A 14,944-nucleotide genomic window follows, 5' to 3' on the forward strand; every position below is an offset into this window, starting at 1 on the left:
TTTATTAACTTCAATAAAAGGATTTACGGTGATGGCGATGGGCATCACGAATCGGATTAGCTTCCGCCACTGGCGGGGCGACTTGTTTGGGGGCGTCACCGCTGCGGTGATTGCGTTGCCGATGGCCCTGGCCTTTGGGGTGGCCTCTGGGGCTGGCCCTGCATCGGGTCTCTATGGGGCCGTGATTGTGGGCTTTTTTGCGGCGTTGTTTGGGGGCACGCCGACCCTGATTTCCGAGCCTACGGGGCCGATGACAGTGGTGTTCACTGCCGTTATCGCTCAACTGGTGGCGGCAAATCCCGAAAACGGCTTGGCGATGGCCTTTACGGTCGCCATGCTGGCGGGTTTCTTCCAGATTATTTTTGGAGTTCTCAAACTGGGGCGCTACGTCACCCTCATGCCCTACCCGGTGATTTCCGGCTTTATGTCGGGGATTGGGGTAATTCTGATTATCCTGCAACTGGGGCCATTTTTGGGCCATGCCACCCCCAAGGGCGGCGTGGTCGGCACCCTCACCAGTTTGCCAGAACTGATCAGCACCCTGGATCCGGCAGAGGTGGCTCTGGGGGTGTTCTCCCTGGCGGTGCTGTTTTTAATGCCGAAGCAGATGAAGCGCTGGGTTCCCCCCCAGTTGCTGGTGCTGGTGGCTGGGACGATTCTGGCGCTCACCGTATTTGCGGGGTCTGACCTGCGGCTGATTGGGGAAATTCCCACTGGATTGCCTATCCTGCAACTGCCCATCTTCAGCGCTGACCAACTGCGGGTGATGCTGGTGGATGGCCTGGTGCTGGGGATGCTGGGCTGTATTGATGCCCTGCTGACGGCGATGATTGCCGACAGCATTACCCGTACCCAAAGCGACCCCAACAAGGAACTGATCGGCCAAGGGATCGGCAACCTGATGTCGGGTCTGTTTGGCGGTATGCCCGGTGCCGGGGCCACCATGGGTACGGTGGTCAACATCCAGGCTGGGGGGCGCACGGCGCTATCGGGGCTGATTCGGGCCGCGATTCTGCTGGTGGTCGTCCTCTGGGCGGCTCCGCTGACCAAGGTGATTCCCCTGGCGGTGCTGGCGGGGATTGCCGTGAAAGTTGGCTTTGACATTCTGGACTGGAGCTTCCTGAAACGGGCGCACCATGTGTCTTGGAAGGGCACCGCCATCATGTATGGGGTGATGTTCCTCACCGTGTTTGTAGACTTGATTGTGGCCGTGGGGGTGGGCGTGTTCATCGCCAATATGCTCACCATCGACCGCCTCAGCAGCCTGCAATCGGAGGGTGTGCGCACCATCACCGACTTTGACGGCGACTTTCCCCTCAACGAGGAAGAAAACGCCCTCATGGATCGGGCCAAGGGTCGGATTCTGCTCTTCCACCTAGATGGCCCCATGATCTTCGGCGTGGCGCGGGCCATTTCCCAAGAGCACACCGCCATGGAAGACCACGATGTGCTGATTGTGGACTTGCAGGATGTGCCTCACCTGGGCGTCACCGCTGCCCTGGCGCTGGAAAACGCCATCCAGGACGCGGCAGATGCCGGACGCCAGGTGTTCCTCGTTGGTGCCAAGGGCAAAACCCTGAAGCGTCTGGAAAAACTGGGTGTGCTGCGGTTTGTTCCCGCTGAGCACCTGGTCCAAACTCGCGCCGAAGCCCTGAAGGCATCTCTCAAGGTGCTGGCGACCATCGACGGCATCGACTCCTCCAGCGACATGGCCGAATCGGAAGTCCCCCGCATGGTCTAGGGTTCCCTCCCAACCTAGGGTGGGCACTAACCACCCTACACTTCCGGCTTCCTTCTCCTGGGGGAAGAGGCGCTGGGGGTGAGCGTCAGCCCGCCAATTTTCAACCATTGTGTTAGAAGGTATCCACACTGATGACTGAGATTCTATCCAGCCTATCCTGGCTATCCTGGGCCGACACGCCCCTGACCTCCACCCTGTCGCCCCTGCTGGCGGCGGCAACCGAAACCGACGCCGAAACCGGGCCGATTGTCCTGGCTGGGGTGTTGCTCAGCCTGGTGGTGATCTACATCGCCAGCAAACTCGGTGGCGAACTGTCTCGCCTGGTAGACCTGCCCCCGGTGTTAGGGGAACTGGTGGCCGGGGTGATTGTGGGAGCCTCCGCCCTACACCTGATTGTCTTCCCCGAAAGCGGGGCCGTTGCGGCAGATTCCCAATTGATGAGCCTGCTGCAATGGCTGGGTGGATTGTCCCCCGAAGCCGTCACCGAGGTGTTCAAAAGCCAGAGCGAAGTGGTCTCGGTGCTGGCAGAACTGGGCGTGATCATTCTGCTGTTTGAAATCGGCCTAGAATCCGACCTGCGCGAATTGCAAAAGGTGGGCTACCAGGCGGCAATTGTGGCCGTTGTGGGTGTGGTTGCTCCCTTTGCTCTGGGCACCGTTGGGCTGATGACTCTGTTCCATGTGCCCACCATTCCCGCCATTTTTGCGGGTGCTGCGTTGACCGCCACCAGCATCGGCATTACCTCCAAGGTGCTGTCGGAAATTGGCCAGCTCAAATCCGCCGAGGGCCAAATTATCGTCGGTGCAGCGGTGATTGACGACGTACTGGGCATCATCGTCCTAGCCGTGGTCGCCAGCTTGGCCAAAACGGGCGAAGTAGACGTGATGAACGTCATCTACCTGATCGCTAGCGCCACCGGGTTCCTGCTAGGCGCTATCTTCCTGGGCAAATTCTTCAACACCTCCTTCGTCGCCATTGCCGACAAACTGCAAACTCGCGGCAACCTGGTGATTCCGGCCCTCACCTTCGCCTTTTTGATGGCCTTCCTCGCCAACGTCATTCACCTAGAAGCCATTCTGGGGGCCTTCGCCGCTGGTCTGGTGCTGGATGAAACCGACAAGCGCAAGGAGCTTGACCTCCAAATCATGCCCATCGCCGACATCCTAGTGCCGATCTTCTTCGTCACCGTGGGGGCCAAGGCCGACCTAGGCGTGCTCAACCCCGCCGTTCCTGCCAACCGCGAAGGTCTGGTCATTGCCCTCTTCCTGCTGGCCGTCGCCATCCTGGGCAAAGTGGTCACGGGCTGGACCACCTTCGGCCAAGCTCAGCTCAACAAGCTGGCCATCGGCATCGGCATGGTGCCTCGCGGCGAGGTAGGCCTGGTGTTTGCGGGCATCGGCTCCGCCAGCGGCGTGCTGTCCAAACCCCTGGAAGCGGCCATCATCATCATGGTGATCGCCACCACCTTCCTGGCTCCGCCCTTCCTCCGCATTGCCTTCAAGGGCTCCGAGGAAGAGACCACGGCCAAAGCCGACCCGGCCTCCTAACCTAGCGCTAGGGCCAACCCGTAGGGGCGAGGTCTCCTCGCCCTGGGCATCCCCCCATCATCCTTACCCTATCGTGGCTCACCTGGTTTCCTAAAACCCAACCCAAAGCGTCAACGCTGAGACGATGGCTCCTACGGTAGGGGCGCTAAACTGACACCATTTCTCTTTGGGCGTTGGCGATGCATCTGTTTCCATTTCGGCGATGGTCTGAGGTGACAGGGAACTTTCCAAAGGCCCTGTCAATGCTATTGATCTTGGGGGCAGGCATTCTCCTACTTAGCCTCAAAGTTGGTCTAAATCAGTGGTCATTGGTACCCCAAGCCTCTCTGAGTCAGCCTGCCGCCCTGCCCACCCAGATCGAGCGAGTAGAAACCGGAATTTTTGCCATCAGCGTTTACGATATTGACCTCACAAGCAACTCGTTTTATGCCGATTTCTATGTGTGGTTTAAGTGGAGAGGAGCCATTGATCCCATTACCTATCTAGAAGTCACCAACAGTATCAGCGATTGGTCAATGATGTCTGTCCCGGCCCACCCTGAACCAGAGCAATTACCCGACGGGCGCTTTTACCAAATCTCACGGGTGGAGGGTCGTTTCCTCCAACCCTTTGACCTCAAACGCTATCCCCTCGATCAGTACAACCTCAGCATTTTCATGGAGAACTCGGCCTACACCACGGATCAACTGGTCTATGTCGCGGATAACGAGGCATCGGGCTATTCCCAGTTTTTGACCATTCCCGGTTGGTCAATTATGGGATCTGCCATCGATAGTCTGGTGCGAACCTACGACACCAACTTTGGCGATCCGCGTCTGTCGAGTCAGTCGGAACATTCGGTGCTGTGCTACTCCCTCAACATTGCCCGCCCCTGGAGCTTTTTTGTTTGGAAACTGCTGTTGCCGCTGTTAATTGTGCTGGCCTCAAGCTGTGCCGCTTTGTTGCTGGCTCCCCAGCACATTGATTCGCGGGTAGCGCTTCCGGTAACGGCTCTGTTGACGGCGGTTTTTCTGCAAGAGACCTACGCAGACGCCCTACCAGACCTAGGCTATCTAGTGCTGATGGATAAAATCTACGTGATTGCCTACATCCTAATTTTTGCCTCCATTGTAGAGGTGATCATCACCGCCTACTGGATGGATAAAAACGATGCCACCTGGACAAAGCGAGTGATGTGGGCAGACTGGGTTCTGCTAGGTTTACAAATCGTTGTGATGACCACTGGATTAACCTGGTTAGTGACACAATCTTAAAAGCATCTGAAGCATGATGAGCGGCCATGGCAGATTCCAATTGATGCAATATTCACAATAACCAAAGGGCTTAGGTGTCCTGTCTCTAGATCGGGGCAATGCCATCTACGGGGATGGCATTCTGGCAAGATAAAGTTAATCTAGAAAGTTATTCAATTGTCATTGAAGAAAGTTATTTGGGGAGGCAAAGAAAAGAATGGAAATCGGGGGAAGTACGATACTCTATGCCTGTGTCTATGCCACCATTTTGATGGGCTTTTTCGGCATCATCTTTAAAGAACACTTGGTCATGAAAATCATCGCCATGGATGTGATGAGTACCGGAGTGGTCGCCCTATTTGTGTTGGTGGCAGCAAGAACTGGGGTACGTACTCCCATTTTGACCGAGGGCGCAAGTTCTAGCTATGCCGATCCGGTGCCCCAGGCGGTAATTTTGACCGCCATTGTGATTGGTTTCTCCATCCAAGCCTTGATGCTGGTGGGGGTGATGAAACTGGCGAGGGATAACCCCACGCTAGAAGCTCGCATTATCGAAAAGGGGTATGAGCCATGACTCCCCTAGCAACACCCCCCTTGACGATGACGCCCTTTACCATCCTGTGGATTACGCTGCCCTTTGCGGTGGGTTTCAGTATTTACCTGCTGCCCCAGGTAGATCGCATTCTCACCCTGGCGGTAACGCTGGTCTCGGTGGCCTACGCGAGTGCGCTGGTTTTTCAGCCTGAAGCCCTCACCATCGATCTGCTAGATAGTTTTGGCGTATCGCTGCTGGCAGATAAACTGAGCGCCTGGTTCATTTTGACCAATGCCCTCGTTACCGCCGCCATTGTGCTGCACGGTTGGGATAGCCCCAAAACCGAGTTTTTCTACACCCAGTTAATTATTCTTCACGGCAGCGTCAATGCCACGTTTATTTGTGCAGATTTAATCAGCCTCTACGTGGCCCTAGAAATGGTTGGGATCACCACGTTTTTGCTGATTAGTTATCCCCGTACCGATAAAACCCTGTGGGTGGGGCTGCGCTATTTATTTGTCAGCAATGTGGCCATGCTGTTTTATCTGATGGGGACGGTGTTGGTCTATCGCACCCATCAGTCCTTTGCCTTTGAGGGGCTGCGGGGTGCCCCCATCGAAGCGCCTGCTCTCATTTTGATGGCCCTATTGGTGAAGGGTGGCATTTTTGTCTCTGGGCTGTGGTTGCCGCAGACCAACGTCGCCGCCGATAGTGCGGTATCCGCCATGATGTCGGGGGCGGTAGAAAAAGCGGGGGTGTTTCCGCTACTCCGTATCGCCCTGACCCTGGAGGAGTTGGAACCTGTGATCCAAACCTTTGGTATGGGGACAGCCCTGCTAGGCGTGACCTATGCCTTGGTCTCCACTGATGCCAAGCGGGTGCTGGCCTGTAGCACGCTGTCCCAACTGGGCTGGCTGCTGGTGGCCCCAGCGGTAGCAGGGTTCTATGCCCTGGCCCATGGGTTGGCCAAGGCAACGATGTTTCTCACCGTGGGGCAGTTGCCCCAGCGAGACCTGGCCCAACTGCGCCAGCGCCCCATCCCCACCGCCCTGTGGATTCCCCTCACGGTGGGGAGTTTGTCCATTTCGGGGGCTCCCTTTCTGGCGGGGTTTGGGGCCAAGGTGCTGACCCTTGATGCCCTACTGCCTTGGCAGGCCACGGTGATGAATACTGCTGCCTTGGGCACAGCGGCCACCTACGCCAAATTTATCTTTTTGCCCCATCGGCCCACCCTGGTGATGGCTGGGGACAATGCCCCTAAAAAGGGATTCTGGCTGGCGATCTGGCTGTTGTTGTGCAGCGTCATTATCGCCAGTGCCGGATACCGGGATGCCTATACCTGGGCCAACGCCCTGAAGGTTCTGGCCTTTTTAGGGGGGGGCTGGCTGGTCTATGGGCTGCTGCGTCGTCATCTGACGATGCCCGTGCCTCGGGCTGCTGAGGAGTTTGAACCGTTAATTGGAGGAATGAGCGTCATGTTAGTGGTGCTGTTTTGGATGGTGTGGTCATGGTCGGTGGCCTAGGGCAAAAACGGGGTAGCCCTATCACCCCAAGGAAAAGCGCGTCCCCAATCTGGCTTGGCCAAGGGGGGTGGCGATGACTCTATTCACCGTTGTGTGGATGGTTCTACCGTTCTTGGTAGGCTTCAGTATCTACCTGCTGCCCCGGCTAGATCGGCCCTTGGCCTTGGGTGTCACCCTGGTGTCTTTGGCCTACGGTATCAGCCTATTTTTTCAGCCCGGTGGTTTTGATATCCGCTTGATGGACAGCTTTGGGGTGACGCTACTCGCGGACAACCTCAGCGCCTGGTTCATCCTCACCAACACCCTGGTGACGGCGGCGGTCGTGATCTACTGCTGGCCTACGGCTAAATCGGCCTTCTTTTATACCCAGGCCATCATTCTCCACGGCAGCATCAACGCCACTTTTATCTGTGCCGACTTCATTAGCCTCTACGTGGCCCTTGAGGTCGTTGGTATTGCGGCCTTTTTGCTGATTGCCTACCCCCGCAGCAACAAAACCCTGTGGGTAGCCTTGCGCTATCTGTTCATCAGCAACACCGCCATGCTGTTCTACCTGATCGGGGCGATTTTGGTCTACCAAACCCACCAGTCCTTTGCCTTTACTGGGCTGCGCGGTGCCCCCGTCGAGGCTGTAACACTGATTATCGGTGGGTTGCTCACCAAGGGCGGTATCTTCGTATCTGGGCTTTGGCTTCCCCTCACCCACTCCGAGGCAGAAAGCCCGGTGTCGGCCCTGCTGTCTGGGGTCGTGGTAAAGGCGGGGGTGTTTCCCCTGGTGCGCTTTGCCCTAATGATGGAGGAACTCACCCCGCTGATGGCTGTGCTGGGGGTAGCCTCTGCCCTGCTAGGGGTGATCTACGCCCTCTGCCAAACCGATGCCAAGCGGGTGTTGGCCTGTAGCACCCTATCCCAACTGGGCTGGATTTTGGCCGTGCCCCCGGCGGCGGGGCTCTTTGCCCTGGCCCATGGGCTGGCTAAGGCAACCCTGTTCCTCACCGTGGGCAACTTGCCCAGCCGCGACCTACCCCGCCTGCGCCAACAGCCGATTCAGACGAGCCTGTGGGTGCCCCTCACCCTGGCCAGTCTCTCCATTTCTGGCTTTCCAGGGCTGGTGGGCTTTGGCTCCAAACTGGCAACCCTCAAAGCGGCCCTGCCCTGGCAACCGCCGCTGCTCAACCTCGCGGCAGTGGGTACGGCGGTGCTCTATGCCCAATTTATTTTTCTACCCCATCAGCGAGACGACAAGGACAACTGGCTGTCGGCCAAGCCAGGATTGTGGTGGGCATTGGGGCTTCTGATTGGGGCGATGGTCGTGGCCAATGGAGCCTATGTTGGAGCCTACACCCTAGCAAACCTAATCAAGGTGCTGGTCATTCTTGGGGTGGGTTGGCTGCTTCAACAATGGCTGTTGGTGCGGATGTCGGTAGGTTTTCCCCGTGGCCTAGAAGCCTTTGAGCACCTAATTGGAGGCATGAGTTTGGCCTTAGTTGCACTGTTTTGGATGGTGGGATCATGGTTGGCAATTTAAATATTCTGCTGCGGCTGACAATCTGGTTTTTGCTGACTGCCGATTTTAGTATTGCGAATATTTTGATTGGCCTTGCTGTAGCTTTCTTGCTGCCCAGGGGCATTCCTCGCCCCAGCAATATTAAGCAGTGGTTGCACGTCCTGGGGGAGGTGATAGTGGCCATTCCCCAGGCTTACAAAGAAGCCATTGAAATCATGATCTTTCCCCACAACCATGAAGTAGTGACGGTAGATCGGGCGAAACGACAGCAAACCCCTAGTCTGTTATTTTTAGATATTTTTCTGATCACCTTCACCCCCAAAACCATCGTCCAGCGCTACCGCGAACAGGGCTGGTACGAAGTCCATCGTGTTACCCGGAGGCCCAACCCATGACCGTACAGCCCATGGTCTTGCTGCTCATTGCGATGATTGGCGCTCTGCTGATCCCGATGATCGAAGCCTTCCTCGATGACGACATTTGGCAGCGAATGCTGGCCTTTGCTAGCATTGCCACTAAAACCTCCGTCATGATTTTGGTGGTGTCCGTCCTGCGCGACGACTGGATGATCGGCGTGGTGGGTATCCTCATCCTCAGCGTGGGCAATGCGGCCCTAATGCTGTTAGCCCAGGTACTCAAGCGCCTGAGTGCGGTCATGGATGGGGAGGGCTGAGGGCAAGCTATCCCAAACGCAAAGACTTATTGAAAAAATCCCACGTCTGGGGAGGGACTACCTACAATAGGCCACAATCCTTTGGTGGTAGCAAGTAGGTATGAGATCCTGGCTGAATCAACTGCGGCTCCGCTGGTTTTTGGCCACAAAATCCCTGGGCTACGGCACAGATTTTGTGGAAGTTCTGTACCGTATTTACCTCAACCACAGCAAAATCATTCACTTTCGGGATGGCTATCCGGTTTACTCGCTTTCTACCCCAGCGCTGTTTAGTAAGCCCGCCGCCCACTTCATCGCCCGCACCCTATACCGAGGCATCCAAAACCGCAACCTGCCCAATTTAATGAGCCTTGCGGTGAACGACACCTGCAATGCCCACTGTGGACACTGTAGCTTTTACGATGGCGTAGACGATCCCCACCGCCAGCCCATGACCCTGTCCCAGTTTGCCCAGGCCATTGCGGCGGCTCAAGACTTGGGGGTTTCGGTGATTAATATTGTCGGCGGTGAGCCCCTACTGCGGCCCGACCTAGCGGGGATTATCCGATCCGTAGACAAGGATCGCTCCACCGTACTACTCTTTACCAACGGCTGGCACCTGGCCGACCGGGCGGCAGAATTGCGGCGGGCTGGACTAGATAGCGTCTACGTCAGCCTGGATGCGGCGGACGCCCAGCGCCATGATATTCTCCGGCAAACCCCTGGATTATTTGAACGGGCCGTATCGGGGCTGAAGGTGGCCCAAAAGTTGGGTTTTTCCATCGGTATTTCCGCCACCCTAACCCCAGAAGCCTACCAATCTGGCGAACTCAAACGCCTGGTAGAACTGGGTAAATCCCTCGGCGTCCATGAAGTTCTTGTCTTCGATGCCCTGCCCAGCGGACGACTTCAGCACCGAGAAGACCTGATCGACAACGGCGACTGGGTGGAGGCCATGATCCAATCGGCGGTGCCCTACAACCAGGATGATCGCTATCCCGGCGTCGTTTTTTCGGCCTATATCAGCAGCCATCGGAGTGTTGGGTGTTCCTGCGGCACTAGCTATTTCTACTTATCACCCTACGGCGATGTGATGTCCTGCGACTTTAACCACGCTATCTTTGGCAACGTGCTAGAAGAACCACTCTGGAAGGTGTGGCAACGATTGAGCAGCAACCCCGATTTTGCCCAGGCCAAGTGGGGCGGATGTAAGGTAAAAGACTCCGACTTTCTACAGAAAGAAACGGTACAGATTGGCAGCAGAGTGCAGCAGGTCTGGCCTGATGATTAACCGCTGGGTTAGACGGGCATTAGAGCAATCTTGCAGAACCCCATAGACTGACGCAGCGTAGCAAGGTTTAGTGTATGAACCAGGATGGGCCATCAAAATGTTAATCAACTCTCTCTGGTTATTGGGCCATTGTGCCTTTGAAAGGACAGCAACCCCAGCGACCTTGATTTTTCAGGCCGTTGTGTTTCTAACGGTAGGATTTGGGCTGTGGTTTTTGAGTAAGGTTCAAACCCAGATTCTAGCCCGCTTCGGCATTATGGCCGTGGGTGTCCTCATTTTTGAACTGTTTACTGCTCCCATGTGGCGAAATGCTCACCTGGGAGAATGGGCCTACCTATACCATGACGTCAGCTGGATTCTGACCATCGGCTGGAGTATTTTGTTTCTCGGCGTCGTCGAAATTGTCGATAAGCTCCTCCCTAGCTGGCGAGAATGGAAACGGTTTTTGACATACTTAGGGGTGCTAATTGTTCTGACCTTACCCCTAGAAATTTGGGTGGTGAACATCGATATTCGCAGCTATGCACCCGAAGTATTAGACTCCCTGAGTGGGCTCACCATGGCTAGTGTTCCCATCGAGCTAATTTACTATGTCCCTGTCTTTGCTGGATTGGTCATTGGCTTTTACAAATACTGGACGTTTGTCCTAGAAGATAAACTGTTGATTCCCCTCAAGAAAATTCGCTGGGCGAGGGGTATTGCCATGACAGCCCTCGCTATCTTCATGTTTGAGGTGATGGTGGAACCTATGGTGGTGAATGCAGGCTTTCCGAGCTGGTCTTTTATTTTCCACGACATTAGCATCATTATGACCGGAATTTGGGTGGGCGTAATTGCGATAACAGCCCTGTTTGTCTATCGCTTTTTTCCCCATTATCCCATTGCCACTCGATACGCCCTTGCGCTCTCTATTTGTACGGCCATAGCACTGCCTATTGAATACTATCTGTTCGTTAACGATATTCGAGTTTATGGGCCTAGTGCCATCGCTAATTTTTCAGGATTCACCATCCCAATTATCAATGCCCCCATCGAAATTGCCTTTGCCATTCCCTGCTATATGGCTTTGGTGATTGCCCTAGTGCGCTACTGGGAAATTGCCCTCGATAATCGCCTGTGAGGATTCTATGACCTTTCCTAAAATTGCTCTGAATACGCTGATAGGTAGTCTTGTGATAGCTGTGGGCTTAGCGATGACTCTCGGCCCTAGTACCGCTGGCATTTTATTCCTCTACTCGATTATTTGCACCCTAGGTATTGGGGCGGTTTTTTGGGCGGCCCTAGCCTTTATCGTTGGCTGGTTAATGACGACCCTTGTGGCGGCAGTTCGGGGAGAACATGCCCCCACCCAGCCTACCTCCAGCCCTCAATCCGATGCCCTCACAGCCTACGTCCGCCGCGCCCTACAAGCGGGGGCCAACGATGACCAACTTCTGCGCCGCCTAGAACGCCAGGGCTGGACAGAGGACGAAATTATCCAGGCGATCCAGCGTGTTCAGGAGATCCCCGATGCGCCCAATGCTTCAGGGGCGGCTTAAAGACTGTCCTAGGGATGCGGCTATGGTAGACGAATCCATTTACCTTGGGGCTGTATGTCGTCAATCTTGCTGAACTATGCCGCCTGATCCCCAGGAAACGAACGCTTTTCCACCACAGCAGCCCAGGGATAGATTCCCTACGCCTACCCCTAGCAATGTAGGTGAACCTAGGGCGAATCTAGGTCTACTTAAACGGTTTTGGATCTACCAAAAAGAACGCTTTCCCCTGGTTAAGCATGGTTTCTTGATAGCTATTTTTAGCGGGTCGGCTGTGGGCTATGGGGCCAGACTTACCAATACTTCCCCAACCTTTGCTTCGGCGCTTGTTGCTTTTTTAAGCACCTTTGCTTTTTTCTGGCAGATGCGAGTTGCCGATGAATTTAAGGATTTGACTGACGATGCCCAATATCGCCCCTATCGTCCGGTGCCGCGAGGCCTGGTGAGTTTGCGGGAGTTGGCTATTGCAGGAGTTATCAGTGCAGTTCTTCAGGCCAGTTTAGCGCTGTGGTTAGCGCCTGCTTTGCTAGGGTTTATGGTGTGCGTTTGGGCCTACTTTGGTCTGATGTGCAAAGAATTTTGGGTGCGAGACTGGCTGAAAACCCGCCCCGTTTTCTACGTCCTCAGCCACATGGTCATTGTGCCAATGATTGGCGGCTATGCCATAGCAGTTCAAACCGTTCCTGCGACAGGAATTGCCCTGAATTGGAACCTGATTCCTTTTCTGCTCACCTGTTTTTGCAATGGTTTAGTGATTGAAATAGGCCGCAAAACTCGCCTCCCTGCCGGAGAAGAAATCGGCGTCGAAACCTATAGTGCTCTGTGGGGCTTGGCGATGGCGGTGCGGCTGTGGCTAGGGGCTGTTGTCTTGACCGCGATCTCTTCGCTGTGGGCCGCTGGACAGATTCAGACCCTAGGGGTGGTGGTTCCCCTCTTGATGGCACTGTTGGGATGGGTGGGGTTTAAGGCATGGCCGTGGCTAGGGGCATCTGCCGCTGGCTTGGCCATGCAACCGTCCTCGCCCTCGTCTGCGACACCGGAGCCGGAGGCAACTGCCAGAACGCCCGCAGCCTATGACCTGCTAGATGGGCCAACAGCCCTGTGGACGCTGGGAGTCTACCTAGGGCTGGGCTGGCTACCGTGGTTCTGGGGAGGGGGGTAGTCGCTGCTGTTACTACGGTGTGGAGAGTATCAATCCTCTGATGTATCCTCTAGCGCTGGTTCAGCGGGCGACCGTTGGGGCGCTGGGGACTGGGGAGCCTCGTCTTCAGCGCGTTTGAGTAGCGTGTCGGTGGCGATGCAGTCATCGTCGCTGTAGAGAACCCTGACCACGGCGCGGTAGAGGGTGCCGGGGGCGAGGGGGGTTTCGGAATTGGCTGCTAGGGTCTGGAGATTTTGGGCCGCGGCCTGGTTGAGGAAGGGATAGCCCGTACTCTTGAGAACGGTGGTGGAAATGTTGAGGGTGTCAGCGTCTTCTCCGGGCAGCAGCACAAAGCCTAGCATCCCGTCGCTGGGCTCAGGTTGAAGGCAGATACGCAGGTCGTAGGGCACCTCCAGGGAAAAGGTTTCCTCGGCCAGGGTGGGAGGTTCGCCAAGGACTTCAGCCACGGTGCGTCGCCATGCGGTGAGGGCCGTTTCGGCTTCGGTGGTTGTGGTGAGGGTAGGACTATACTCCACCCTGGCAATGAGGTCGCGAGCAGACTGCGACGGGCCTAGGTCGGCGGCTTCCTGGCGGGGGCTCCGGGAGGCTGCATCACCCGAACTAGCCGCCACTTCGCCATTTCTGGGTCGCGATGGTTCCTCAGCCCTGGGCGCTGGGTTCTCCCGGCCATTCTGGCTGGTGGGGGTAGAGGCGGCGGTTTCCTCCGAGGGGCTGGCCTCCTCGTCCTCTGCTAGATCGGTTGGGATGGGAAGGTTGGGCCGATTTCCGGGCGTATTGGGAATCACGATGGGACTGCGACTTCCCAAACGGGACGGGAAAGGGCTGACCGTGAGGGGCGCACCTAGCCCAGAGGAGGGAATGCGGGGCAGGGAACTGAGCCCACCGGGCAGGGGCGGCAGCGGAGTAGCGCGGGAGGTGACGGGCGGAAATAGATCGTTGAGATCACGGCCAGCGGAAAAGTCGCCCGATGGGAAATCTCCCGGCAGCCCATCTCCCGGCTGAAAGGAATAGGCGGGGCTGTTGAAATCGGGAAGACGGCTTTGCTCTTCAGCGGAGAGCTCGATGATGGGCACCCGGCGCTCGGCCTCGCGGTTGCCCGGTGCCCCCATCGCCATGCTCTGCAAATTAGCAAAGGATGGCCCCACCGCAAACAGCGCCCCATGGAAACCCACCGAGGCGATGGCGGCGATCCACTGAGGTTGACGCAGGACAGCAGGAATCCCCTTGAGCGCTGCGGGGTTAGGTTTGAGCGCCGCTAGGTTGATGGGTAGCCCTTTCAACAGTTTCATCGTGCTTCTAAATCCCTCACCCATGGGGTGAATTCAGTGTGTGGCGCGTTGGCGATCCCCATCCATGGACGGGGCTCCGGTGGCCAAGTTCCTGCCCTAGCCTAGCGAATCATGCCCCCCTTTGGGGTGGGTTTAGCGGCCAATTAGGCGCTGGCTAGGGGCCAATTAGGGGCCAAGCCTTGCCAACGCGAATTACCATCAGCGAGAAGTAGGGCAGATCTAGGTCGGGATAGGCGGCTAGGTCGCGATAGATGATTTGATCGGGCTGGCTGGCCCGCACCACCACGGAGCTGGTAGATAGCAGATCCCGCTGTTTCAGCACCGCCCACACCGAGGCATAGACAGAACGCACCTTCATCAGCACCACCACATCGGCCCAATCGAGGGTGCGTTCGAGGTCGTCCACGCCGTAGAAGGCAGGTAGCACCGCCAGTTTTTCCGCCTGCACCGTGAGGGGAATCCCCAGGGCACTGACCGCCGCCATGGGGGAACAGACCCCCGGAATCCGGTGAATGGTGACGTCAGAATGGGCGAGACTTAGGGCATCGGCTAGGTAAGTAAAGGTGCCGTAGAAACTAATGTCGCCCTCGCAGGCAAAGACCACATCCTGCCCGGTTTTCAGCACTTCCCACACCTGATCCGCCGCCCGCCGCCATGCTGCCTGGAGCTGGTCATCCTCCACTACAAAGGGGAAGTCTAGGGGCAACTGCCGCTGATGGGCTTGCAGGTGAGGGGTCACAATGCGTTGGGCCACTCCTATTTGTCCCGGTCGCCCCTGGGGAAAGGCCACTACCGGAGCGGCCTGCAATGCCTTCAGGGCCTTGAGGGTAATCAGGTCGGGATCGCCGGGGCCAATGCCCAGACCCGTGAGGGTGCCTAGCTTGGGGGCAAGCCCTTCGGAAGCCAGACCTTCGGGAGCAAACGCCATAG

14 protein-coding genes are annotated in these 14,944 nt (G+C 56.6%); 12 read left to right on the top strand and 2 right to left on the bottom strand.

What is annotated here, in order from left to right; translation table 11 throughout:
* Window positions 1-37: 37 nt before the first annotated feature.
* The 12 genes from GFS31_RS03105 (at window position 38) to GFS31_RS03160 (ending at window position 12,725) form a co-directional block, all read left to right on the top strand.
* The gene (locus GFS31_RS03105) at window positions 38-1,741 is read left to right on the top strand and encodes a SulP family inorganic anion transporter (RefSeq protein WP_198806820.1); all 1,704 of its coding nucleotides are present in this window, start codon (window positions 38-40) and stop codon (window positions 1,739-1,741) included.
* A 131-nt stretch (window positions 1,742-1,872) separates the two neighbouring features.
* Window positions 1,873-3,288 (top strand): cation:proton antiporter, encoded by a 1,416-nt coding sequence (locus tag GFS31_RS03110; RefSeq protein ID WP_198806821.1) that lies wholly within the window; start codon window positions 1,873-1,875, stop codon window positions 3,286-3,288.
* A 242-nt stretch (window positions 3,289-3,530) separates the two neighbouring features.
* On the top strand, window positions 3,531-4,541 hold the full coding sequence (locus GFS31_RS03115) for a hypothetical protein (protein ID WP_198806822.1): 1,011 nt from the start codon (window positions 3,531-3,533) through the stop codon (window positions 4,539-4,541).
* A gap of 196 nt (window positions 4,542-4,737) precedes the next feature.
* Complete coding sequence (locus GFS31_RS03120; protein ID WP_263974892.1) at window positions 4,738-5,094, top strand: cation:proton antiporter subunit C; 357 nt, start codon at window positions 4,738-4,740, stop codon at window positions 5,092-5,094.
* Window positions 5,091-6,578: a cation:proton antiporter gene (locus GFS31_RS03125; protein ID WP_263974893.1), complete on the top strand. Its 1,488-nt coding sequence runs from the start codon at window positions 5,091-5,093 to the stop codon at window positions 6,576-6,578. Before GFS31_RS03120 ends, GFS31_RS03125 begins: the two co-directional genes overlap by 4 nt.
* Window positions 6,579-6,651: 73 nt before the next feature.
* The gene (locus GFS31_RS03130) at window positions 6,652-8,106 is read left to right on the top strand and encodes a cation:proton antiporter (protein WP_198806823.1); all 1,455 of its coding nucleotides are present in this window, start codon (window positions 6,652-6,654) and stop codon (window positions 8,104-8,106) included.
* Window positions 8,091-8,480 carry a Na+/H+ antiporter subunit E gene (locus GFS31_RS03135; protein WP_198806824.1) on the top strand — a complete coding sequence of 130 codons (390 nt, stop codon included), beginning with the start codon at window positions 8,091-8,093 and terminating at the stop codon, window positions 8,478-8,480. Before GFS31_RS03130 ends, GFS31_RS03135 begins: the two co-directional genes overlap by 16 nt.
* On the top strand, window positions 8,477-8,758 hold the full coding sequence (locus GFS31_RS03140; RefSeq protein ID WP_317135066.1) for a hypothetical protein: 282 nt from the start codon (window positions 8,477-8,479) through the stop codon (window positions 8,756-8,758). Before GFS31_RS03135 ends, GFS31_RS03140 begins: the two co-directional genes overlap by 4 nt.
* 100 nt (window positions 8,759-8,858) lie before the next feature.
* Entirely contained in the window at window positions 8,859-10,028 is a 1,170-nt protein-coding gene (locus GFS31_RS03145) for a radical SAM/SPASM domain-containing protein (RefSeq protein WP_198806825.1), read from the top strand.
* A 214-nt stretch (window positions 10,029-10,242) separates the two neighbouring features.
* A complete protein-coding gene (locus GFS31_RS03150) occupies window positions 10,243-11,148 on the top strand; it encodes a hypothetical protein (RefSeq protein WP_198806826.1) in 906 nt (301 codons plus the stop codon).
* Window positions 11,149-11,221: 73 nt separating this feature from the next.
* Window positions 11,222-11,566: a hypothetical protein gene (locus GFS31_RS03155; protein ID WP_198806827.1), complete on the top strand. Its 345-nt coding sequence runs from the start codon at window positions 11,222-11,224 to the stop codon at window positions 11,564-11,566.
* Between the two features lie 361 nt (window positions 11,567-11,927).
* Window positions 11,928-12,725 carry a hypothetical protein gene (locus GFS31_RS03160; RefSeq protein WP_410503854.1) on the top strand — a complete coding sequence of 266 codons (798 nt, stop codon included), beginning with the start codon at window positions 11,928-11,930 and terminating at the stop codon, window positions 12,723-12,725.
* Between the two features lie 29 nt (window positions 12,726-12,754).
* Here GFS31_RS03160 and GFS31_RS03165 read toward each other — a convergent pair whose 3' ends face one another.
* Window positions 12,755-14,014 carry a hypothetical protein gene (locus GFS31_RS03165; protein WP_198806829.1) on the bottom strand — a complete coding sequence of 420 codons (1,260 nt, stop codon included), beginning with the start codon at window positions 14,012-14,014 and terminating at the stop codon, window positions 12,755-12,757.
* A gap of 154 nt (window positions 14,015-14,168) precedes the next feature.
* Window positions 14,169-14,942, bottom strand: a complete 774-nt coding sequence (locus GFS31_RS03170; RefSeq protein WP_198806830.1) for a precorrin-2 C(20)-methyltransferase — start codon at window positions 14,940-14,942, stop codon at window positions 14,169-14,171.
* Window positions 14,943-14,944 lie beyond the last annotated feature (2 nt).

The sequence above is a fragment of the Leptolyngbya sp. BL0902 genome (assembly GCF_016403105.1).
Taxonomy (GTDB): domain Bacteria; phylum Cyanobacteriota; class Cyanobacteriia; order Phormidesmidales; family Phormidesmidaceae; genus Nodosilinea.

Bases quoted from the DNA above. Each gene is read 5' to 3' on its own strand.
- GFS31_RS03125 (WP_263974893.1), top strand. From the start codon at position 5,091: ATGACTCCCCTAGCAACACCCCCCTTGACGATGACGCCCTTTACCATC.
- GFS31_RS03115 (WP_198806822.1), top strand. From the start codon at position 3,531: ATGCTATTGATCTTGGGGGCAGGCATTCTCCTACTTAGCCTCAAAGTT.
- GFS31_RS03145 (WP_198806825.1), top strand. From the start codon at position 8,859: ATGAGATCCTGGCTGAATCAACTGCGGCTCCGCTGGTTTTTGGCCACA.
- GFS31_RS03160 (WP_410503854.1), top strand. From the start codon at position 11,928: ATGCGAGTTGCCGATGAATTTAAGGATTTGACTGACGATGCCCAATAT.
- GFS31_RS03120 (WP_263974892.1), top strand. From the start codon at position 4,738: ATGGAAATCGGGGGAAGTACGATACTCTATGCCTGTGTCTATGCCACC.
- GFS31_RS03110 (WP_198806821.1), top strand. From the start codon at position 1,873: ATGACTGAGATTCTATCCAGCCTATCCTGGCTATCCTGGGCCGACACG.
- GFS31_RS03130 (WP_198806823.1), top strand. From the start codon at position 6,652: ATGACTCTATTCACCGTTGTGTGGATGGTTCTACCGTTCTTGGTAGGC.
- GFS31_RS03170 (WP_198806830.1), bottom strand. From the start codon at position 14,942: ATGGCGTTTGCTCCCGAAGGTCTGGCTTCCGAAGGGCTTGCCCCCAAG.
- GFS31_RS03140 (WP_317135066.1), top strand. From the start codon at position 8,477: ATGACCGTACAGCCCATGGTCTTGCTGCTCATTGCGATGATTGGCGCT.
- GFS31_RS03155 (WP_198806827.1), top strand. From the start codon at position 11,222: ATGACTCTCGGCCCTAGTACCGCTGGCATTTTATTCCTCTACTCGATT.
- GFS31_RS03105 (WP_198806820.1), top strand. From the start codon at position 38: ATGGGCATCACGAATCGGATTAGCTTCCGCCACTGGCGGGGCGACTTG.
- GFS31_RS03135 (WP_198806824.1), top strand. From the start codon at position 8,091: ATGGTTGGCAATTTAAATATTCTGCTGCGGCTGACAATCTGGTTTTTG.
- GFS31_RS03165 (WP_198806829.1), bottom strand. From the start codon at position 14,014: ATGAAACTGTTGAAAGGGCTACCCATCAACCTAGCGGCGCTCAAACCT.